The following is a 21,973-nucleotide window of genomic DNA, read 5'->3' on the forward strand; positions in this document are numbered from 1 at the left end:
AATTGTTAAAGAGCAGTGCCGCTTCGCTTTTTCTCAGCGGCGCGGGGTGTGCATATTACGCTATCCCGCTTCAGAGTCAAGCGTTTATTTACGCTTTTCTCCGCTGACCCGGCGGAGTGTAATCCGTTGTTCCGTGTCAGTGGAGGCGCATTATAGGGAGTTATTTCAGGCTGACAAGGGGAAATTTAAAATAACTTTCCGAGTGCGTATTTTTTCACCAAAAACACCATTAACATGCCATAAAATAAGCAATTTGCCGTTTTTGCAGCCGCAATCACACTTCCTGGTGGCATACTAATGAATAAGAAAAAGAGTAAGGAATAACATTCATGCCTTTAAATGCCCAACAGCTAGCCGCACAGAAGAATCTGTCCTACGTTCTGGCCGAAAAGCTAGCCCAGCGAATATTAAAAGGTGAATACGCACCGGGTGCTATCCTGCCCGGTGAAATAGAGCTGGGCGATCAGTTTGGCGTGAGTCGTACCGCAGTAAGAGAAGCGGTAAAAACGTTAACGGCAAAAGGTATGGTATTACCACGCCCGCGTATTGGCACTCGCGTCATGCCTCAGGCAAACTGGAACTTCCTCGACCAGGAGCTGCTTACCTGGTGGATGACGGAAGATAATTTCCCTCAGGTCATAAAACATTTTCTGGTGATGCGTATCAGTCTGGAGCCTCAGGCCTGTTTACTGGCGGCGACTATCGGGACGGCAGAACAGAAAGCGCATCTCAATACACTGATGGAAGAGATGGTCGAGCTGAAAAGAAATTTCCGGCGCGACCGTTGGATAGAAGTTGATATCGCCTGGCATGAGCACATCTATGAAATGAGTGCGAATCCGTTCCTTATCTCCTTTGCATCACTGTTCCATTCCGTCTACCAGACTTACTTTACCTCTATTACCTATAACGATGTGGTAAAGCTGGATTTGCACCAGGCTATTGTCGATGCGATAGAGGATAGCGATGGCGATCGCGCCTTCACCGCCTGTCAGGCATTGCTGATAGCACCGAACGTGCTACCGGATAAATAATATATGTCAGAAAAGAAATCTCGCAGTATGGCCGGGCTGCCGTGGATAGCAGCCATGGCCTTTTTTATGCAGGCATTAGACGCCACTATCCTCAATACCGCCTTACCCGCAATAGCGCACAGCCTTAACCGCTCTCCACTCGCCATGCAGTCGGCTATTATCAGTTATACCCTGACGGTCGCCATGCTGATCCCGGTGAGTGGATGGCTGGCAGACAGGTTCGGTACCCGACGCGTCTTTATGATTGCCGTGAGCCTGTTTACGCTGGGATCGCTGGCCTGCGCGCTATCCAGTTCCTTAAGTGAACTGGTAGTTTTCCGCGTCATCCAGGGCATCGGCGGCGCGATGATGATGCCTGTTGCCCGTCTGGCTTTATTGCGAGCTTACCCACGCAGCGAACTACTCCCAGTGCTTAACTTCGTGACCATGCCGGGTCTTGTGGGCCCAATTTTAGGTCCGGTATTGGGCGGTGTTCTGGTGACGTGGGCCAGTTGGCACTGGATCTTCCTGATTAATATTCCCATTGGCGTGGCGGGTATCTTCTATGCACGCAAATATATGCCGAACTTCACCACGCCGCGCCGCGGCTTTGATATGACAGGTTTCTTCCTCTTTGGCCTGAGTCTGGTGTTGTTTTCCAGTGGTGTTGAGCTGTTTGGTGAGAAGCTTGTCGCTACCTGGGTCGCACTCAGCATTATTGTGACCAGTATTCTGTTGCTGCTTGCCTACATTCGTCACGCGCGTCGTCACCCAACGCCGCTTATATCGCTTCCAATATTTAAGACCAGAACCTTTTCCGTCGGGATCGCTGGAAACCTTGCCACGCGTCTGGGCACCGGATGTGTGCCGTTCTTAATGCCGCTGATGCTGCAGGTAGGCTTTGGATATCCGGCGCTAATTGCGGGTTGCATGATGGCGCCAACGGCGCTGGGCTCAATACTGGCAAAATCGATGGTGACACAGGTACTACGCCGACTCGGCTACAGAACGACACTGGTGGGTGTTACGGTGTTTATCGGCCTGATGATTGCGCAATTCGCTTTGCAATCTCCTGCCATGCCGGTCTGGATGCTGATCCTACCGTTGTTTATTTTAGGTATGGCGATGTCCACCCAGTTTACCTCAATGAATACCATCACTCTGGCGGACCTGACCGATGAGAACGCCAGCAGCGGTAACAGCGTGCTGGCCGTTACGCAGCAACTGTCGATCAGTTTAGGGGTCGCTATCAGCGCCGCCGTCCTGCGGATCTATGAAGGCATGGAAGGTACCAATACGGTTGAACAGTTCCATTACACCTTCATAACCATGGGCGCGATCACTATTGTCTCTGCGCTGATGTTTATGCTGCTAAAAGCCAAAGATGGACGTAACCTGATCAAAGATCGGCACAAGCCTAAACCGACCCCCGCGCCATCAAAACAGGAGTAAGTTGCAGGCGTTGCTGTTGCAATGCGGGCTGCGCCATCCGGTGGATTAACACATCGATGGCCAGTTCGCCCAATTCATCTTTGGGTTGATGGATGGTCGTCAGCGGTGGCGTCATATAGCGTGCCAGTTCGATATCATCATAACCCACCACCGCCATATCCTGCGGAATGCGCAATCCTGACTGATACAATGCCTGATACGCGCCGACGGCCATTGCGTCGTTCCCGGTGAAAACGGCCTGCGGTCGCTGTTTATGTGATAACAACGTTTGCATAGCTTCAAAACCACCACCGAACTCAAAGTCACCAGTGATCTCGTAACCTTCCGGGACCGGCAAGCCCGCTCGCTTCATGGCCGCCCGATATCCTTCCAGACGTAAACGCGCCGGTGTTTTATCCAGCGGCCCGGTAATACAGGCAATGCGGGTAAAACCTTTATCGATAAGATGCTGAGTGGCTAAGTCCCCGCCTAACAGGGAGTTATCCTGAATCAAATCGCTTTCACCATCAAAGGGCGACCAGTCCATCATCACGGTAGGAATAGAAGGATAGCGTTGCATTATCTCTCTGGAAGGCTGATGTGTTTCCGTGCAGAGCAGCAGCAAGCCATCCACCCGTTTTTGCATCAACGTTTCCAGATTGCGGTTCATGCGCTGTTCATCGCCTTCGGTATTGCATAACACCAGGCTGTAGCCGCGTTCAAAACAGCTACGTTCAACGCCGCGAACCAGCTCGGAATAAAAAGGATTGGTACTGGCAGTGATTAACATACCGATGGTGCGGGTCTGGTTTAACTTGAGGCTACGCGCCAGCGCGGAAGGCGCGTAGTTAAGCTCTTTAATTGCCGCTTCAACTTTGTCAGTGACAGACTCACTGACAAAGCGATCTTTATTGATGACGTGAGAAACCGTCGACGTAGAAACACCCGCCAGGCGGGCGACGTCCTTCATTGTAGCCAAGCGTTACCTCTGTTGACTTAAAAACGCTTCTATTTCTTCGCGCCATGGAACGGAAGGCTGCGCACCTTTACGGGTGACCGCAATCGCCGCAGCTGCATGGGCAAAACGGATCGCTTCAGGCAGCGGTGTCTCTTCCAGTAACGCTGTAATTAATGCGCCGTTAAAGGTATCCCCGGCAGCGATGGTATCAACGGCGTCCACTTTAAAACCAGGCACTCGATGACCTTCACCATTCACGCTGGCCCACACTCCGCGACTACCTAAAGTAATCAGTACAGTATGGATCCCTTTCGCGTGTAATGCCTGCGCTGCTTTGGCCGCATCTTCATCGTTTTCTACCCGGATCCCCGTCAGCTTCTCAGCCTCGGTTTCATTCGGGGTAATAATATCCACCAGCGCCAACAGCTCGTCAGAAAGTTCACGCGCCGGAGCCGGGTTAAGGGCGACCGTGGTCTTATTTTGCTGGGCAATTTTTGCCGCAGCCAGCACGCTTTCGATCGGCGACTCTAACTGCATCAGTAAGGCGGAGGCCTGCGCAATGCGATCGCGCTGTGCTTCCACCAGCGCAGGAGAAAGGGCTGCGTTTGCACCGGCGTGAATGCCAATGACGTTCTCGCCATCACCATTAACAAAAATCAGTGCCACACCGGTCGATTCCCCCGAAATGACGCTGATCGGCGCAATATCGATATTATCTTTGGCCAACTGTTTACGCACACTTTCGCCAATATCGTCATCCCCCGTACAGGCAATGAACGCGATGTTCGCGCCACTACGACCCGCAGCAACAGCCTGATTAGCGCCTTTTCCGCCAAATGCGACCTGATAATGGCTACCGGTTACGGTTTCACCAGGCGTTGGGAAAGATTTAAGGTTGAGGATGTGATCGGCATTGATGCTGCCAAGAACGACGAGGTTGCCTGCGGTTTTCATGTTCGGAGTGTCCAGTAAAGTGCGCCACCGGGTTAGGGTGGCGCGTGCCCTGCTTTTCTTTTTACGCTTTCATCCTCAGAACCAGGTCCAGGGATGGCGTATTTATGTCTCCATCAGGCCGCGAGCGACCTGAATCGGTATTACTGCTTGATGACCAGCTTCAGATCAACCGGATATTTAGCCTGAACCTTCTCGCCTTTCAGAACCTTATCCGCAGTTTCCACGCCTTTCGCGCCGATCTGATCCGGTAACTGAGCAATGGTCGCAGCCAGTTTGCCATCATTTACTGCTTTTTCGCCATCTGGAGTGCCGTCAAATCCAACCACCATCACATCAGATTTACCCGCGGTTTGCAGTGCGCGCAGCGCACCCAGCGCCATTTCATCGTTCTGGGCAAATACGGCCTGCACGTCAGGATGTGCGGTCAGCAGGTTCTGCATGACGTTCAGACCTTTGGTGCGGTCGAAATCTGCCGGCTGGCTGGCCAGTACGTTAAATTTGTGTGCCGCAACAGCCTGCTGGAAACCTTCACCACGCTCACGCGCCGCTGAAGTACCGGCAATCCCCTGCAGTTCGATAACCTTCGCGCCTTCACCTGCTTTCTTCGCGATGTAATCACCCGCAATTTTACCGCCCAGCACGTTATCAGACGCAATGTGGCTCACCACATCACCTTTTGTAGCCTGACGATCCAGGGTAATAACCGGAATTTTCGCCTGGTTAGCCATCTTCACGGCGTTACCCACGGCATCAGAGTCAGTCGGGTTAATCAGCAGAATTTTAGTTCCACGAACCGTTAAGTCCTGAACGTTAGCCAGCTCTTTCGCCGGGTTGTTCTGTGAATCCAGAATCACCAGGTTATAGCCCAGTTTATCCGCCTCTTTTTGCGCGCCATCCTTCAGCGACACAAAGAACGGGTTATTGAGGGTGGAGACCACCAGCGCAATGGTATCTTTCGCCATCGCATTCGCGCTCACGGTGGCGCTCAGCGCAACAGCAGAAACCAGGGTAGCCAGTTTTTTCATGTTCATATTTAAGATGTCCTGTAATCGTTGTTACTGCTTTTTGTTGTCTACCAGTACCGCCAGCAAAATCACCACCGCTTTGACGATCATCTGGTAATAGGAGGATACACCTAACAAATTCAAACCATTATTGAGGAAACCAAGAATCAATGCGCCGATCAGCGTCCCAACAATACGTCCTTTACCGCCCGCCAGGCTGGTACCGCCTAACACCACCGCAGCGATAGCATCCAGCTCATAGCCAGTACCTGCCGTCGGCTGCGCTGAGGAGAGGCGAGCCACTTCAATGATACCCGCCAGCGATGCCAGCAGACCGCACAGGGAGTAAACGATAATTTTGATTTTACTCACGCTGATACCGGACAAACGCGTCGCCGCTTCGTTACCGCCCAACGCGTAGATATAACGACCCAGACGCGTGTGATGCAGCATGTACCACGCCGCCAGGAAGACAATCCCCATGATCCACACAGGCGTAGGGACGCCTAACGGACGACCAATACCAAACCAACCAAACAGATCGGCATTGTCAGTAAACCCGGTATTTACCGGACTGCCGTTGGTGTACACCATGGTCACACCACGCAGTAGCAGCATCATCACCAGCGTGGCGATAAACGCCTGCACGCGGCCTTTCGCGACAATGACCCCGGTTACTGCGCCAATGGCAGCGCCGAGCGCCAGAGCAGCGGCAACGGCTACCAGCGCATTGACTTCAATACCGACAATGGACGCTGCAACCGCACCGGTAAGCGCCAGCAAGGAACCGACGGACAGATCGATACCCGACGTCAGGATGACCAGCGTCATGCCGACGGCCATGATGGCGTTTACCGACGTTTGCTGGAGAATGTTGAACAGGTTATTAACGGTAAAAAAGTTGGGGCTCATGGTGGAAACAATCGCGATCAGCACTAACAGAGCGATGAGCGACTTTTGCTCCAGAAGCCATGCTTTAGTGAAATAACGGCGACCAGAAACAGCCTGGGTAGTCATCTTTTTTACTCCTGATTCACGCGATTAAGCTTGCCCACAGCGGCAGCCATTAATACTTCCTGAGTGGCCTGCTCGCGAGAGAATTCACCGCCGAGATGCCCTTCATGCATAACGATAATACGATCGCTCATGCCCAATACTTCTGGCATCTCAGAGGAGACCAGAATGATGCTCAGCCCATCGGCCTTAAACTGGTTGATAAGCTGATAAATTTCTTTCTTAGCTCCAACGTCGACGCCGCGCGTTGGCTCATCGAGGATCAGGACTTTTGGTCGGGTCATCAGACCGCGCGCAATGGCCACTTTCTGCTGATTACCGCCTGAGAGCAGGCCGATAGCCTGTTCCATCGATGGCGTTTTAACATTGAACAGACGAATAAAATCACCTACCGCCTGCTGCTCATCTTTATGCTTCAGGCTTCCACCGGCGCGGCTGAAATAGCGCAGCGCGGTCAGTGACATGTTCTCTTTCACCGACATGCCCAGCACTAAGCCATCACGTTTACGGTCTTCAGAAATATAGACGATGCCGTTTGCAAGGCCATCCTGTGGCGAACGGGTGACAACTTCATGCCCATCAAGCGTGACGTAGCCGCTGGTGCGCGGCAATGCGCCATACAACACTTTCATCAGCTCGGTACGTCCGGCGCCCATCAGCCCCGATACGCCAAGGATCTCGCCTTTACGCAGCGTGAACGAAACATCATTTACCCCAGGGCCGCACAGATTATCGACCTTCAGACGGATATCACCCGGCGCTTTTTCCAGACGCGGGTACTGATCTTCCAGCTTACGTCCCACCATCATTTCAATCAGCGAGTCTTCAGTCAGCGTTGCGACTTCACGCTCGGCAATAAACTGCCCGTCACGGAAGACGGTCACGTCATCACAGATTTCGAAGATCTCTTTCATACGGTGGGAGATATAGACAATGCCGCGCCCCTGCGATTTCAGCTCGCGGATAACTCGGAACAGAGATTCAGTTTCGGTATCGGTGAGCGCATCCGTCGGCTCATCCATAATGATGACCTTCGATTCAAAGCTCAGCACTTTAGCAATTTCGACCATTTGCTGATCGCCAATCGACAGCTCACCGACCAGCCTGTCGCTTTTAAAGCGTAGATTGAGTTTGGCGAGCAGCAGATCGGCTTCGGCGTACATCTTCTTCCAGTCAATTTTGCCAAAGCGATTCACAAACTCACGGCCAAGAAAAATGTTCTCAGCGATAGTGAGTTGCGGGATCAAGTTAAGTTCCTGGTGGATGATACCAATGCCGGCTTCCTGAGAGGATTTTGGACCGTTAAAGGTGGTCTCTTTCCCCAGCCACAATAAAGAGCCAGCATCACGGGTGTAGATCCCGGTCAGCACTTTCATCATGGTAGATTTGCCCGCGCCGTTTTCGCCCACCAGCGCCATTACGCGGCCTGGATAGACATTCAGCGCAGCGCCGGATAGCGCTTTTACGCCCGGGAACGCTTTATCGATCCCTTTGAGTTGCAGTAATGCGTTCATGATGGCCTCAGAACGTGACGCCAGCACAGAGAATAATATTCGCATACGGAGAACACTCTCCGCTGCGAATTACCGCCTGACTGTCTGCGGTTTGTTTTTTGAATTGTTCATGCGTGGTGTAACGAATTTCTATGGTGTTTCCCTGGTGTTGTTGCAGTTGCTCAATGTGGCTGAGCAACGTTTCGTGGAGTTGCGGATTATGTTGTTTAATTTCCGTCGCGAGAATGGCCGCCTCGACCTGCATTTCACGTGTAACCACATCCAGTACCTGCATAAAAGAAGGTACGCCCTGGGTTAATGCCATATCAATACGCGTTGTGCTGCTCGGGATGGGTAAACCTGCATCACACACCACCAGCGTATCGGTATGCCCCAGACGGGAGATCACCGTTGAAATTTCAGAGTTGAGTACCGTGCCTTTCTTCATTTTCTTTCCCCACTAGCGAAACGTTTCGCTGAGGATAAGTGTAGTGCGAAGAGTGGACAGAAAACCACCGCGACGTTACGAAAATGTGATCGCCATCGAAACGTTTCGCAAGGATTATCATTCGATGAAATGAAAACTGGGAGGGACAAAACAAAACGCCCCCTTTCGTGATGAAAGAGGGCGTCGATTACCTTAAATCTCTACCTGAGTACCAAGCTCAATAACCCGGTTCGGTGGGATTTCAAATTGGTCTGGCGCACGTAGCGCATTGCGCTGGAGCAGCAGATATAGCTTGCCGCGCAGACGCAGATACCATGGTCGTTTGCCGACAATCAGCGACTCGTGCGACATAAAGAAAGAGGTTTCCATCATTCGACAGCTTAAGCCTTCCAGACCGCAGCGATGGAACACTTCCTCAACGTTCGGCGTTTCACGCCAGCCGTAGCTGGCCACTACGCGCCAGAAGGTGGGCGATAACTGCTCAATCTGCACCCTACGCACGTTGTGCACGTATGGCGCATCTTCCGTACGCAGCGTCAGCAGAATCACACGTTCATGCAGCACCTTGTTATGCTTGAGGTTATGCAGAAGCGCAAACGGGATGACGTTCAGCGCACGCGACATATATACCGCCGTTCCCGGCACGCGTACCGGTGGGGATTTCTCCAGAGAAGCAATCATCGCCTCCAGAGAGTTACCGTGCTCATGCATGCGACGTAGCAGACGGAAGCGTTCGCTTTTCCAGGTGGTCATGATGGTGAACATCACCAGACCCAGCGTCAGAGGCAGCCAACCGCCAGAAATAAGCTTATCGAGGTTCGCGGAGAACAGCGGAACATCGACGCACAAGAACGCCACCAGGATCAGGAAGACGAAGTATTTATTCCAGTGCCAGTTTTTGCGCGCCACGGTGGTAGACAGAATAGATGTCAGTACCATTGTCCCCGTTACCGCAATCCCGTACGCCGCGGCCAGATTACTGGAGTGTTCAAAGCTCACAATCACGATAACTACCGCAAAATAGAGCATCCAGTTAACGAAAGGAATGTAAATCTGGCCCGATTCCATTTCCGAGGTATGGATGATACGCATCGGCGATAAATACCCCAGACGTACGGCCTGACGCGTCAGCGAGAAGACGCCGGAGATAACCGCCTGAGAGGCGATGACCGTTGCCAGCGCGGCGAGGATCAACAATGGAATTAATGCCCAGTCCGGCGCCAGCAGGAAAAACGGGTTTTTGATCGCTTCAGGATGCTTTAACAGCAACGCGCCCTGCCCAAAATAGTTCAGCACCAGTGAAGGCAATACCACGGAGAACCATGCCAGACGAATCGGCAATTTACCGAAGTGGCCCATATCCGCATACAGCGCTTCAACACCGGTAATCGACAGCACCACCGCACCCAGCGCGATAAAGGACAGCGTTTTGAATTCGAGGAAGAAATGCACCGCCCAATACGGATTGAGCGCCTGCAGCACTTCCGGATTGCCAATAATACTGCGCACACCTAATACCGCGAGCGTCAGGAACCATAGCAGCATAATCGGCGCAAACAGCTTACCGACCATGCCGGTACCGTGTTTTTGAATCAAAAACAGCAGGGTCAGCACAATTATTGAGAGCGGAACAATCCAGGTATCCAGTTGCGGGGCAACTATCTCCAGACCTTCAATTGCAGACATCACCGAAATGGCTGGCGTAATCACCACTTCACCATAGAAGAAGCTGCCGCCTATCAATCCCATAATGACCAGCATGGAGGTTGTTCGCGCCGAGGTATTACGCCCGGCCAATGACATCAGCGTCAGGATCCCGCCTTCTCCGGCGTTATCTGCGCGCATGACAAACGTCAGGTATTTAATGGAGACAACAAAGATCAGCAGCCAGAAAATCAGCGAGAGAAAACCAAATACGGCATCACGTTCAACGCCAAAACCAAACTGGCCGGACAAACATTCACGAAGCGTATAAAGTGGGCTGGTACCAATATCACCGTAGACAACCCCAATGGCCGCAAGGGTAATCGCAGACAATGATTGTTTATTATCAGTGCTCATAGACTCGTCTTTCGTTTATACACATCATCTTTCAAGCCACTCCGTGTGGGCTGCATTCGTTATTCCCCCCATCCCAGAAGAAAACTCCATTGCCGCCTTGGTGCAGCTTGATTGATTTGGTGTATATATAAGAAATGTGTGCGTCGTCCCTTGGCCCACAAAAAGGCGCACAGTATGCACGATTAATCACAAAATCGTACCCCTAAATGAGACCAGATTAATCTGGCTCAAAGAAAAATAAGCGCACCTTCAGTCTATTACTGCAATGGTGTGAAGCATCTATACTCGCAGTTTATGCAGTACATTTGGCGAAAGGACGCCACTTCATTATGGCTCACCCACATTTATTAGCGGAAAGAATTTCCCGTCTGAGCAATGCGCTGGAAAAGGGACTTTATGAACGTAGCCACGCCATTCGTCTGTGTCTGCTGGCAGCACTCAGCGGCGAGAGCGTTTTCTTATTAGGCCCCCCGGGGATCGCAAAAAGCTTAATTGCCCGCCGACTGAAGTTTGCCTTCCAAAACGCACGCGCTTTTGAATACCTGATGACGCGCTTCTCTACGCCCGAAGAGGTGTTTGGTCCGCTGTCCATTCAGGCGTTAAAAGACGAAGGTCGCTATGAACGCTTAACGGCAGGCTATCTTCCTGAAGCTGAAATCGTTTTTCTCGATGAAATCTGGAAAGCAGGCCCGGCAATCCTTAACACCCTGTTGACCGCCATTAACGAACGTCACTTCCGTAACGGCGCGTATGAAGAAAAAATTCCGATGCGTCTGCTGGTGGCGGCTTCCAACGAACTGCCTGAAGCCGACAGCAGCCTGGAAGCGCTGTACGACCGTATGCTGATTCGTCTGTGGCTGGATAAAGTTCAGGACAAGGCTAATTTCCGCTCCATGCTGTTAAGTCAGCAGGATGAAAGCGACAATCCGGTCCCGGCATCATTGCAGGTGACGGATGAAGAGTATCACCAGTGGCAAAAAGACATTGGTGCGATCAAGCTTCCCGATCGCGTGTTTGAGCTCATTTTCACGCTGCGCCAGCAATTGGACGTGTTACCGAATGCACCTTATGTGTCCGATCGTCGCTGGAAAAAAGCGATCCGCTTACTCCAGGCCAGTGCTTTCTTTAGCGGACGCGATGCGGTAGTACCTATCGACCTGATCCTGCTGAAAGATTGCCTGTGGTACGACGCACAAAGCCTGAATCTGATGCAACAACAGCTTGAAATATTGATGACCGGACACTCCTGGCAACAGCAAGCCATGCTGACGCGCCTGGGCAGCATTGTGCAGCGTCGCATTCAGCTCCAGCAGCAGCAAAGCGACAAAACGGCGTTCACGGTGATCCGCCAGGGCGGAATGTTCAGCCGTCGTCCTCATTATGATTTACCGCCAGAAGCTTCGTCTTCTGTCGTGACATTACTGCTGCAAAAGCCTTTAAAACTGCATGATATGGAGGTTATCCATATAGCTTTCGAACGTGGCGCGCTGGAACTGTGGCTAACAAAAGGCGGGGAGATCCGCGGAAAACTAAACGGGATCGGCTTTGCCCAAACGCTGAATATGGAAGTCGATAGCGCACAGCATCTGGTTGTACGCGATGTCAGTTTACAAGGTTCTCGCCTGGCGCTGCCGGGTGCTTCGCAAGAGAGTATGCCCGCAGAGATAAAACAGGAGCTTGAAGCGCTCGATAATGAGTGGCATCAGCAACACAGCGCATTCAGCGAACAGCAAAAATGCCTGTTTATTCATAGCGACTGGTTAGGCCGCATTGAGGCCAGCCTGCAGGATGTCGGGGCGCAAATCCGCCAGGCGCAACAATGCTGACCCTTGATACGCTCAACATCATGCTGGCAGTCAGCGAAGAGGCGATGATCGAAGAGATGATCGTCGCCCTACTGGCTTCCCCAAAGATGGTGGTATTTTTTAAAAAATTTCCTCGCCTTAAAAAAGCGATCACTGACGACATTCCCCGCTGGCGTGAATCATTGCGTAGCCGCCTCAAAGATACCCATGTACCGCCGGAGCTGATGGAGGAGGTTATGTGCTATCAACAAAGCCAGCTCCTCTCTCATGCGCAGTTTATCGTTCAGCTACCGCAAATATTATCGCTATTGCACCGCCTCCATTCGCCGTGGGCCGGGCAAGCGCAGCAACTGGTCAATGACAACAGCACCTTTACGCCTGCCCTACATACGCTTTTTCTCCAGCGCTGGCGCCTGAGCCTGGTGGTGCAAACCACAACGCTGAATCAGCAACTACTGGAAGAAGAGCGCGAGCATTTGCTCAGTGAAGTACAGGAACGTATGACCCTTAGCGGACAACTGGAACCTGTACTGGCAGAAAATGACAACGCAGCAGGCCGGTTGTGGGACATGAGCGCGGGCCAAATCAAGCGCGGTGATTATCAGTTGATGGTGAAATACGGCGAATTTCTGACGCAACAACCCGAACTCCAGCGCCTGGCCGAGCAGTTAGGTCGTTCCAGAGAGGCGAAATCCGTGCCGCGTAAAGATGCGCCAATGGAAACCTTCCGTACGCTGGTGCGCGAACCGGCAACTGTCCCGGAGCAGGTGGATGGCATCCAGCAAAGTGACGATATCCTGCGCCTGCTACCGCCAGAGCTGGCCACGCTGGGCATTACCGAACTGGAATACGAGTTCTACCGACGGCTGGTGGAAAAGCAACTGCTCACCTACCGCCTGCACGGCGAAGCATGGCGTGAGAAAGTAACGGAACGTCCGGTGGTGCATCAGGATTTTGACGAGCAGCCGCGCGGGCCTTTTATCGTCTGCGTTGATACCTCGGGATCGATGGGCGGGTTTAATGAGCAGTGTGCGAAAGCCTTTTGCCTGGCGCTAATGCGCGTTGCCCTTGCCGATAACCGGCGCTGTTTCATTATGCTGTTTTCAACAGAAGTGGTGCGCTATGAGCTTTCCGGTCCGGAGGGCATCGAACAGGCGATCCGCTTTTTAAGTCAGCGCTTTCGTGGCGGCACTGATATTGCCAGCTGTTTTCGCGCCATAATTGAGCGCATGCAGGGTCGGGAATGGTTTGATGCAGATGCGGTGGTGATCTCAGATTTTATCGCTCAGCGATTGCCCGATGAGGTCGTCAATAAAGTGGGCGAATTACAGCGGGTACACCAGCACCGTTTTCATGCGGTAGCGATGTCAGCACATGGCAAACCCGGCATCATGCGCATTTTCGATCATATCTGGCGCTTTGATACCGGGATGCGAAGCCGCCTGCTCAGACGCTGGCGGCGTTAATTGTTACAGCAGAGATGCGACGCTTTCACGTACCTGGGCCGGCCATACGCCACACTGAACCTGACCAATGTGAGGTAATTGCAGCAACAGCATGGTCAGACGCGACTGCCCAATGCCGCCACCAATTGTCTGAGGCATTTCACCGCGCAGCAGCGCCTGGTGCCACTCCAGACTCAGGCGATCTTCATCACCGGTCAGAGACAGCTGGTGTTTCAGGGCGTCAGCATCCACACGGATCCCCATAGAAGACAGCTCAAACGCATCTTCCAGAACCGGGTTCCAGACCAGAATATCACCGTTCAGACCGGCATGACCCAGCTCGGACGCTGAACTCCAGTCATCATAATCTGGCGCACGTACGTCATGACGGTGACCGTCACTGAGCTTACCGCCGATCCCCACCAGGAATACCGCACCCAGCTCTTTAGCGATCGCACGTTCACGACCTTTTGCATCAAGATCCGGATAACGAGATAACAGCTCCTGGCTATGAACAAAGTGGATCTGCTCTGGCAGGAACGGTGCCAGACCAAACTCTTTGCTAACCGCAGCTTCGGTGGCCTTAATTCCCGCCCAGATAGCCTCTACCGTGCTTTTCAGAGTGGAGAATTGACGCTCACCGTCACCCATCACGCGCTCCCAGTCCCACTGGTCAACGTACACTGAGTGCAGCGGGGAGAGGCGATCTTCATCGGGACGCAGGGCTTTCATGTGCGTGTACAGCCCCTCGCCTGCGCTAAAGTCGTGTTGTCCTAACGTTTGACGCTTCCACTTCGCCAGTGAATGAACCACTTCGAATTGAGCGTCTGGCAATGCTTTAACCTTCACCTGCACCGCTTTTTCACAGCCCGACAAGTTATCCTGCGTGCCATCTCCAACGCGGCTGAGGATCGGCGCCTGAACTTCGATCAGGCCTAAACGCTCTTCCAGCTGGCGAGAAAAATGAGATTTTACGAAGCTAATTTGACGTTGTTTGGCAATGTAAGCGGTTTTCATTATGTGTACTCCTGTGTCCTGTTGCCTATGATTAAGCAACAGAATGGAGGTAATATTCAATAATCAACAAACAAAAAGCCGACTTCGATTTTGATTCGTTAAAAATTACGTCTAAAATAGAGTGAATCATTAATCTACATAAGAAAAACCTATGGAAAATTATCAGATCGACAATCTGGACCGCGGCATTCTTGACGCCTTAATGGAAAATGCTCGTACCGCCTACGCAGAATTAGCCAAACAGTTCGGCGTCAGCCCAGGAACAATTCACGTTCGCGTAGAAAAGATGAAGCAGGCGGGGATTATTACCGGCGCGCGGATTGATGTTAGTCCCAAACAATTGGGTTATGACGTCGGCTGCTTTATCGGCATCATCCTGAAAAGTGCGAAAGACTATCCGTCAGCGCTGGCCAGACTGGAAAGCCTCGATGAAGTGACCGAAGCGTATTACACCACCGGGCACTACAGCATCTTTATTAAGGTGATGTGCAAGTCGATCGACGCATTGCAGCAGGTACTTATCAACAAGATCCAAACAATTGACGAAATTCAGTCCACGGAAACGCTGATCGTCCTGCAAAACCCGATCATGCGTACCATCAAGCCGTGATCGCTTTTTTTAATACCCTGGTTTTCCACAGGTAGATCCCAGCTCGCTCACAGCGTACAATACGCCCTCTTTATAAAGGTGGGCGATCATGGCAGACATCACTCTTATCAGCGGTAGTACGCTTGGCAGTGCGGAATATGTAGCAGAGCATCTGGCTGAAAAGCTGGACGACGCCGGTTTTTCCAGCGAAATACTGCATGGGCCAATGCTTGAAGAGGTTCCGACTGACGGGATCTGGCTGATTATCAGCTCCACGCACGGTGCGGGAGATATTCCTGACAACCTGCAGCCTTTATATGATGCGTTACGCGAGCAAAAGCCGGACCTGTCACAAGTGCGCTTTGGTGCAATCGGGATCGGCAGTCGTGAATATGACACCTTTTGCGGCGCAATCGACAAGCTGGAAGCCGAATTGAAGGCCTGTGGGGCAAAACAGATCGGCGAAACACTCAGGATCAACGTGCTGGAACATGAAATTCCGGAAGATCCGGCAGAAATTTGGCTGGGATCGTGGCATCCGTTGCTCAGAGATTTGTAAAGATCGTACTTTTTTATGTGGATAACTCTGGTTAAAAGCTTGGATCAACCGGTAGTTATCCCAAGAACAACCGTTGTTCAGTTTTTGAGTTGTGTATAACCCTTCATTCTGATCCCAGCTTATACGGACCAGGATCACCGATCATTCACAGCTAATGATCCTCAGCAACCTGTTGATCTTACTTAAAGGATCGTCCTTATCCACAGAAAGGTGCGATCCTAATAAGAGATCACAATAAAACAGATCTCTAAATAAAAAGATCTTCTTTTTAATACCCAGGATCCCAGGTCTTTCTCGATCGACTAAAGTTGAGTAGAATCCACGGCCCGGGCTTCAATCCATTTTCACACCGCGTTATGCGAGGCAATCACCATGTTTTATCAGGATCCTTTTGACGTCATCATCATTGGCGGGGGTCATGCAGGCACCGAGGCCGCAATGGCCGCGGCGCGAATGGGTCAACAGACTCTGCTTTTGACACACAATATCGACACTCTGGGGCAGATGAGCTGCAACCCGGCGATCGGCGGTATTGGGAAGGGACACCTGGTAAAAGAAGTGGATGCGCTTGGTGGGTTGATGGCAAAAGCGATCGACCACGCGGGTATCCAGTTTAGGATACTAAACGCAAGCAAAGGGCCAGCCGTTCGCGCTACCCGAGCTCAGGCCGATCGTGTGCTCTATCGCCAGGCGGTACGCACTGCACTGGAGAATCAACCCAACCTGATGATCTTCCAACAGGCGGTTGAAGATCTGATTGTCGAAAACGATCGCGTTGTGGGTGCAGTAACCCAAATGGGACTGAAGTTCCGTGCCAAAGCGGTCGTATTAACCGTGGGGACTTTCCTCGACGGCAAAATTCATATTGGCCTGGATAACTACAGCGGTGGCCGCGCTGGCGATCCGCCGTCCATCCCGCTGTCACGCCGTCTGCGTGAACTGCCGCTGCGCGTCAGCCGCCTGAAAACCGGTACACCGCCGCGTATCGATGCGCGCACGATTGATTACAGCGTGCTCGGCCAGCAAAACAGCGATAACCCGATGCCGGTCTTCTCATTCCTGGGCGATGCTTCTCAGCATCCGCGCCAGATGCCGTGTTACATCACGCATACCAATGAGAAAACCCATGACGTGATCCGCAACAACCTAGATCGTAGCCCAATGTACGCTGGCGTGATCGAAGGTATCGGCCCACGCTACTGCCCGTCGATCGAAGACAAAGTGATGCGCTTTGCCGATCGTAACCAGCATCAGATCTTCCTCGAACCGGAAGGACTGACCTCTAACGAAATTTACCCGAATGGCATCTCCACCAGCCTGCCGTTCGATGTGCAGATGCAAATTGTCCGTTCCATGCAGGGGATGGAAAATGCCAGAATCGTCCGCCCAGGCTACGCGATTGAGTATGATTTCTTCGATCCGCGTGACCTGAAACCTACTCTGGAAAGCAAATTCATCCAGGGTCTGTTCTTTGCGGGCCAGATTAACGGTACAACCGGTTATGAAGAAGCCGCTGCACAAGGCATGTTGGCAGGTCTGAACGCCGCACGCTTGTCTGCCGAAAAAGAGGGTTGGGCACCGCGTCGCGATCAGGCTTATCTTGGCGTGCTGGTGGACGACCTGTGTACGCTGGGTACCAAAGAACCGTACCGTATGTTCACATCTCGCGCTGAATATCGTCTGATGCTGCGTGAAGATAACGCCGACCTGCGTCTGACCGAAATTGGTCGTGAACTGGGTCTGGTGGACGATGAGCGCTGGGCTCGCTTCAACGAGAAACTGGAGCGTATTGAACAGGAACGCCAACGTCTTAAATCAACCTGGGTGAATCCGTTAGCGGAGTCCGCAGCAGAAGTGAATGCTCACCTGGCTACACCTCTGTCACGTGAAGCGAGCGGTGAAGATCTGCTGCGTCGCCCGGATATGACCTATGCTCAGTTGACCTCTTTATCTGCGTTCGCACCCGCGCTTGATGATGCTCAGGCCGCGGAACAGGTTGAGATTCAGGTGAAATATGAAGGGTATATTGCCCGTCAGCTGGAAGAAATTGAAAGACAACAGCGCAATGAAAACACCCTGTTGCCTGCAACGCTGGATTATCGTCAGGTCTCTGGCTTGTCGAATGAAGTTATCGCTAAGCTGAACGATCACAAACCCGTCTCGATCGGTCAGGCATCGCGTATTTCCGGCATAACGCCTGCCGCCATCTCCATTCTGCTGGTATGGCTGAAAAAACAAGGTATGCTGCGCCGCAGCGCTTGATAACACTATTTTGGCGGGGGCGCTTCGCTTGCCCGCCGTACAAATTTGTAGGCCCGATAAGCGAAAGCGCATCGGGCATTTGATTATTAACAGGTAACGACCGTGCTCAACAAACTCTCTCGTCTGCTGGCTGATGCCGGTATTTCTCTTACCGATCACCAGAAAAATCAGCTGATTGCGTATGTCGATATGCTGCACAAATGGAACAAAGCCTACAACCTGACGTCGGTGCGGGATCCAAACGAAATGCTGGTGCGCCATATTCTGGACAGCATTGTCGTTGCACCGTATCTGAAGGGTGAGCGTTTTATCGATGTAGGTACGGGGCCGGGCCTGCCGGGAATTCCGCTCTCTATCGTGCGCCCTGAAGCGCATTTCACACTGCTCGATAGCCTGGGAAAACGCGTTCGTTTCTTGCGTCAGGTGCAGCATGAGCTTGCGCTTACTAACATCACTCCAGTGCAAAGCCGTGTTGAAGAATTTCCTTCAGAACCGCCGTTTGATGGGGTGATTAGCCGTGCTTTCGCTTCACTCAATGATATGGTGAGCTGGTGTCACCATTTGCCGGGCCAGAATGGGCGTTTTTATGCGCTAAAAGGGCAGTTGCCTGCAGATGAAATTGATTCGCTGCCTGCAGAATTCAGCGTTGAGTCCGTCGAAAAATTACGCGTTCCGCAGTTGGATGGTGAACGTCATTTGGTGGTTATTAAGCCAAACAAAATTTAATTTTTATCAAAAAAAATAGAGAAAAAACGGCTTTTCAGGTGTTAAAAGTCATAGGTAATAGTGTGGTTAAATGTCGTTACATTTCACTAGTGCCTTACGGTTTTGCATCATAACTATAACGTACCGTTTTTTGTTAAAAGCGAAACAAGTCAGCTGTGAAAATATCAGTCTGCTAAAAATAGAACGTAAGAATCACCGTTTGTGTTAATTTTTTATTATAAATGTCAATGAGCGGTTTTTTTGTTGTTAGGCGTTGTTTTTTAAATAGTGGCTATTTTTACGCTTAAATATCAAAAAGATGAAAAGGCATCAATTGCCACGTAAATAAATTATGCGAAGGTGAATATGTTCAATATGTGATCTGGTGCACGCTTTGACGCCAGTGTTTTCGCGGCATTTGCAGTTTTGCATGATCGTTCACAGTTTGCCTAAAAGTAATAAATGTGGGGCAGCGAAAAATATTTAAACATTTATTCACTTTTTAGCTACTTATTGTTTGAAATCACGAAGGCGCACCGTATAATTTGTCCGCTTTTTGATGCTTGACTCTAAGCCATAAAGAACGTTTTATACGACACGCGGCATACCTCGAAGGGAGCAGGAGTAAAAACGTGATGTCTATGTCGCTCTTGAGTCGAAACGTTGCTCGTAAGCTTTTGCTCACACAGCTTCTGGTTGTAATAGCAAGTGGATTGCTGTTTAGCCTCAAAGACCCTTTCTGGGGCATCTCCGCGTTGTGTGGAGGATTGGCAGTGTTACTGCCTAATGTGTTGTTTATGATATTTGCCTGGCGTCACCAGGTACATACACCAGCGAAGGGCCGAGTAGCCTGGTCGTTCGCTTTCGGCGAAGCCTTCAAGGTATTAGCTATGCTGGTGTTGTTGGTGGTGGCGTTGGCTGTTTTGAAAGCGGTATTCATGCCGCTGATCGTTACGTGGGTTTTGGTGCTGGTGGTTCAGATACTGGCGCCGGCTGTAATTAACAACAAAGGGTAAAGGCATCATGGCTTCAGAAAATATGACGCCGCAGGATTACATAGGACACCATCTGAATAACCTTCAGTTGGACCTACGTACATTCTCGCTGGTGGATCCGCACAACCCCCCAGCCACCTTCTGGACGCTCAATATTGACTCCATTTTCTTCTCGGTGGTTCTGGGTCTGTTGTTCCTGCTTATGTTCCGTAGCGTAGCCAAAAAGGCGACCAGCGGCGTACCAGGTAAATTTCAGACCGCGATTGAGCTGGTAATCGGCTTTGTGCATGGTAGCGTGAAAGACATGTACCATGGCAAAAGCAAGCTGATTGCTCCGCTGGCCCTGACGATTTTCGTCTGGGTATTCCTGATGAACTTGATGGATTTGCTGCCTATCGACCTGCTGCCGTATATCGGTGAGCATATCTTTGGCCTACCGGCTCTGCGTGTGGTTCCGTCTGCTGACGTGAACATCACCCTGTCGATGGCGCTGGGCGTATTTATCCTCATTCTGTTCTACAGCATCAAAATGAAAGGCATCGGTGGCTTCGCGAAAGAGTTGACGCTGCAGCCGTTCAATCACTGGGCGTTCATCCCTGTCAACTTAATCCTTGAAGGGGTAAGCCTGCTGTCCAAACCAATCTCTCTTGGTCTGCGACTGTTCGGCAACATGTATGCCGGTGAGCTGATTTTCATTCTGATTGCTGGTCTGTTGCCGTGGTGGTCACAGTGGATCCTGAATGTGCCTTGGGCCATTTTCCACATACTGATTATCACGCTGCAAGCCTTCATATTTATGGTTCTGACGATTGTCTATCTGTCGATGGCATCTGAAGAGCATTAATTTACCAACACTACTACGTTTTAACTGAAACAAACTGGAGACTGTCATGGAAAACCTGAATATGGATCTGCTGTACATTGCTGCCGCTGTGATGATGGGTCTGGCGGCAATCGGTGCTGCGATCGGTATCGGCATCCTCGGGGGTAAATTCCTGGAAGGCGCAGCGCGTCAACCGGATCTGATTCCTCTGCTGCGTACTCAGTTCTTTATCGTTATGGGTCTGGTGGATGCAATCCCAATGATCGCTGTAGGTCTGGGTCTGTACGTGATGTTTGCTGTCGCGTAGTAAGCGTTGCTTGAATTAAGAGCAATATCAGAACGTTAACTAGATAGAGGCATTGTGCTGTGAATCTTAACGCAACAATCCTCGGCCAGGCCATCGCGTTTGTCCTGTTCGTTCTGTTCTGCATGAAGTACGTATGGCCGCCATTAATGGCTGCCATCGAAAAACGTCAAAAAGAAATTGCTGACGGCCTTGCTTCTGCAGAACGAGCACATAAGGATCTTGACCTTGCAAAGGCCAGCGCGACCGACCAGCTGAAAAAAGCGAAGGCGGAAGCTCAGGTAATCATCGAGCAGGCGAACAAACGCCGTGCTCAGATCCTGGACGAAGCTAAAACTGAAGCAGAGCAGGAACGTACTAAAATCGTGGCACAGGCGCAGGCGGAAATTGACGCCGAGCGTAAACGTGCTCGCGAAGAGCTGCGTAAGCAAGTTGCTATCCTGGCTGTTGCTGGCGCCGAGAAGATCATCGAACGTTCCGTGGATGAAGCTGCTAATAGCGACATCGTGGACAAACTTGTCGCTGAACTGTAAGGAGGGAGGGGCTGATGTCTGAATTTATTACGGTAGCTCGCCCCTACGCCAAAGCAGCTTTTGACTTTGCCGTTGAGCACCAAAGCATTGACCGTTGGCAGGATATGTTGACGTTCGCCGCTGAGGTGACAAAAAACGAACAAATGGCAGAGCTTCTCTCTGGCGCGCTGGCGCCGGAAACGCTCGCTGAGTCGTTTATCGCCGTGTGCGGTGAGCAGCTGGACGAAAGCGGCCAAAACCTGATTAGGGTTATGGCTGAAAATAACCGTCTGAATGCGCTCCCGGATGTTCTTGAGCAGTTTATTCACCTGCGTGCAGCCAGTGAGGCTATCTCTGAGGTAGAAGTCACTTCTGCCAATGCACTGAGTGATGAACAGCTTACGAAGATTAGTGCTGCGATGGAAAAACGTCTGTCACGCAAAGTTAAGCTGAATTGCAAAATCGATAAGTCTGTAATGGCAGGCGTAATCATCCGAGCGGGTGATATGGTCATTGATGGCAGCGTACGCGGCCGTCTTGAGCGCCTTGCAGACGTCTTGCAGTCTTAAGGGGACTGGAGC

At 51.5% G+C, this 21,973-nt stretch carries 22 protein-coding genes; 14 read left to right on the top strand and 8 right to left on the bottom strand.

What is annotated here, in order from left to right; genetic code table 11:
- From FHD02_RS19240 to mdtD, 3 genes are all read left to right on the top strand, one after another.
- Positions 1-298, top strand: a 298-nt coding sequence (locus FHD02_RS19240; protein WP_220394201.1) for a hypothetical protein, incomplete at its 5' end; no start/stop codon positions are given.
- Between the two features lie 31 nt (positions 299-329).
- Positions 330-1,034 carry a FadR/GntR family transcriptional regulator gene (locus tag FHD02_RS19245; protein WP_042311382.1) on the top strand — a complete coding sequence of 235 codons (705 nt, stop codon included), beginning with the start codon at positions 330-332 and terminating at the stop codon, positions 1,032-1,034.
- A gap of 3 nt (positions 1,035-1,037) precedes the next feature.
- Complete coding sequence (mdtD, locus tag FHD02_RS19250; RefSeq protein ID WP_038635809.1) at positions 1,038-2,465, top strand: multidrug transporter subunit MdtD; 1,428 nt, start codon at positions 1,038-1,040, stop codon at positions 2,463-2,465.
- Here mdtD and rbsR read toward each other — a convergent pair.
- From rbsR to kup, 7 genes are all read right to left on the bottom strand, one after another.
- On the bottom strand, positions 2,431-3,423 hold the full coding sequence (gene rbsR / locus FHD02_RS19255) for a ribose operon transcriptional repressor RbsR (RefSeq protein ID WP_087857265.1): 993 nt from the start codon (positions 3,421-3,423) through the stop codon (positions 2,431-2,433). The genes mdtD and rbsR overlap by 35 nt on opposite strands.
- Positions 3,424-3,426: 3 nt before the next feature.
- Positions 3,427-4,356: a ribokinase gene (gene rbsK / locus FHD02_RS19260; protein WP_042311386.1), complete on the bottom strand. Its 930-nt coding sequence runs from the start codon at positions 4,354-4,356 to the stop codon at positions 3,427-3,429.
- Between the two features lie 140 nt (positions 4,357-4,496).
- Positions 4,497-5,387: a ribose ABC transporter substrate-binding protein RbsB gene (gene rbsB / locus FHD02_RS19265; protein WP_006687780.1), complete on the bottom strand. Its 891-nt coding sequence runs from the start codon at positions 5,385-5,387 to the stop codon at positions 4,497-4,499.
- A gap of 24 nt (positions 5,388-5,411) precedes the next feature.
- Positions 5,412-6,377: a ribose ABC transporter permease gene (gene rbsC, locus FHD02_RS19270; RefSeq protein ID WP_003023762.1), complete on the bottom strand. Its 966-nt coding sequence runs from the start codon at positions 6,375-6,377 to the stop codon at positions 5,412-5,414.
- Positions 6,378-6,382: 5 nt separating this feature from the next.
- On the bottom strand, positions 6,383-7,888 hold the full coding sequence (gene rbsA, locus FHD02_RS19275; RefSeq protein ID WP_079226197.1) for a ribose ABC transporter ATP-binding protein RbsA: 1,506 nt from the start codon (positions 7,886-7,888) through the stop codon (positions 6,383-6,385).
- A gap of 7 nt (positions 7,889-7,895) precedes the next feature.
- Complete coding sequence (rbsD, locus tag FHD02_RS19280) at positions 7,896-8,315, bottom strand: D-ribose pyranase (RefSeq protein ID WP_137361479.1); 420 nt, start codon at positions 8,313-8,315, stop codon at positions 7,896-7,898.
- Between the two features lie 192 nt (positions 8,316-8,507).
- Positions 8,508-10,376, bottom strand: a complete 1,869-nt coding sequence (kup, locus tag FHD02_RS19285; RefSeq protein WP_003827003.1) for a low affinity potassium transporter Kup — start codon at positions 10,374-10,376, stop codon at positions 8,508-8,510.
- A gap of 329 nt (positions 10,377-10,705) precedes the next feature.
- Between kup and ravA the strand changes: the two genes are divergently transcribed.
- Positions 10,706-12,202 carry an ATPase RavA gene (gene ravA / locus FHD02_RS19290; RefSeq protein WP_220394202.1) on the top strand — a complete coding sequence of 499 codons (1,497 nt, stop codon included), beginning with the start codon at positions 10,706-10,708 and terminating at the stop codon, positions 12,200-12,202.
- Positions 12,196-13,647 carry an ATPase RavA stimulator ViaA gene (gene viaA, locus FHD02_RS19295; protein WP_008786554.1) on the top strand — a complete coding sequence of 484 codons (1,452 nt, stop codon included), beginning with the start codon at positions 12,196-12,198 and terminating at the stop codon, positions 13,645-13,647. Before ravA ends, viaA begins: the two co-directional genes overlap by 7 nt.
- A gap of 3 nt (positions 13,648-13,650) precedes the next feature.
- Here viaA and asnA read toward each other — a convergent pair whose 3' ends face one another.
- Positions 13,651-14,643, bottom strand: coding sequence for an aspartate--ammonia ligase (gene asnA / locus FHD02_RS19300; protein WP_003827009.1), 993 nt, complete (start codon positions 14,641-14,643; stop codon positions 13,651-13,653).
- A gap of 151 nt (positions 14,644-14,794) precedes the next feature.
- Here asnA and asnC point away from each other — a divergent pair, with 151 nt between their 5' ends.
- The 9 genes from asnC to atpH all read left to right on the top strand — a co-directional run bounded on the left by asnC (position 14,795) and on the right by atpH (position 21,961).
- Positions 14,795-15,253 (top strand): transcriptional regulator AsnC, encoded by a 459-nt coding sequence (gene asnC / locus FHD02_RS19305; protein ID WP_003023780.1) that lies wholly within the window; start codon positions 14,795-14,797, stop codon positions 15,251-15,253.
- Between the two features lie 88 nt (positions 15,254-15,341).
- Positions 15,342-15,791: an FMN-binding protein MioC gene (gene mioC / locus FHD02_RS19310; protein ID WP_003827013.1), complete on the top strand. Its 450-nt coding sequence runs from the start codon at positions 15,342-15,344 to the stop codon at positions 15,789-15,791.
- Between the two features lie 372 nt (positions 15,792-16,163).
- Entirely contained in the window at positions 16,164-18,053 is a 1,890-nt protein-coding gene (gene mnmG, locus FHD02_RS19315) for a tRNA uridine-5-carboxymethylaminomethyl(34) synthesis enzyme MnmG (protein WP_220394203.1), read from the top strand.
- A gap of 102 nt (positions 18,054-18,155) precedes the next feature.
- The gene (gene rsmG, locus FHD02_RS19320; RefSeq protein WP_003827017.1) at positions 18,156-18,779 is read left to right on the top strand and encodes a 16S rRNA (guanine(527)-N(7))-methyltransferase RsmG; all 624 of its coding nucleotides are present in this window, start codon (positions 18,156-18,158) and stop codon (positions 18,777-18,779) included.
- A 614-nt stretch (positions 18,780-19,393) separates the two neighbouring features.
- On the top strand, positions 19,394-19,774 hold the full coding sequence (atpI, locus tag FHD02_RS19325) for a F0F1 ATP synthase subunit I (protein ID WP_003827019.1): 381 nt from the start codon (positions 19,394-19,396) through the stop codon (positions 19,772-19,774).
- Positions 19,775-19,781: 7 nt separating this feature from the next.
- Positions 19,782-20,597 (top strand): F0F1 ATP synthase subunit A, encoded by an 816-nt coding sequence (gene atpB, locus FHD02_RS19330; RefSeq protein ID WP_003023792.1) that lies wholly within the window; start codon positions 19,782-19,784, stop codon positions 20,595-20,597.
- 46 nt (positions 20,598-20,643) lie between these two features.
- Positions 20,644-20,883 carry a F0F1 ATP synthase subunit C gene (gene atpE / locus FHD02_RS19335; protein ID WP_003023794.1) on the top strand — a complete coding sequence of 80 codons (240 nt, stop codon included), beginning with the start codon at positions 20,644-20,646 and terminating at the stop codon, positions 20,881-20,883.
- 59 nt (positions 20,884-20,942) lie between these two features.
- Positions 20,943-21,413 carry a F0F1 ATP synthase subunit B gene (gene atpF / locus FHD02_RS19340; protein ID WP_003827022.1) on the top strand — a complete coding sequence of 157 codons (471 nt, stop codon included), beginning with the start codon at positions 20,943-20,945 and terminating at the stop codon, positions 21,411-21,413.
- A 14-nt stretch (positions 21,414-21,427) separates the two neighbouring features.
- Positions 21,428-21,961, top strand: a complete 534-nt coding sequence (atpH, locus tag FHD02_RS19345) for a F0F1 ATP synthase subunit delta (protein ID WP_003827024.1) — start codon at positions 21,428-21,430, stop codon at positions 21,959-21,961.
- Positions 21,962-21,973 lie beyond the last annotated feature (12 nt).

Origin of the sequence: Citrobacter sp. EC_71 (assembly GCF_019584005.1) — a bacterium.
Taxonomy (GTDB): domain Bacteria; phylum Pseudomonadota; class Gammaproteobacteria; order Enterobacterales; family Enterobacteriaceae; genus Citrobacter; species Citrobacter werkmanii.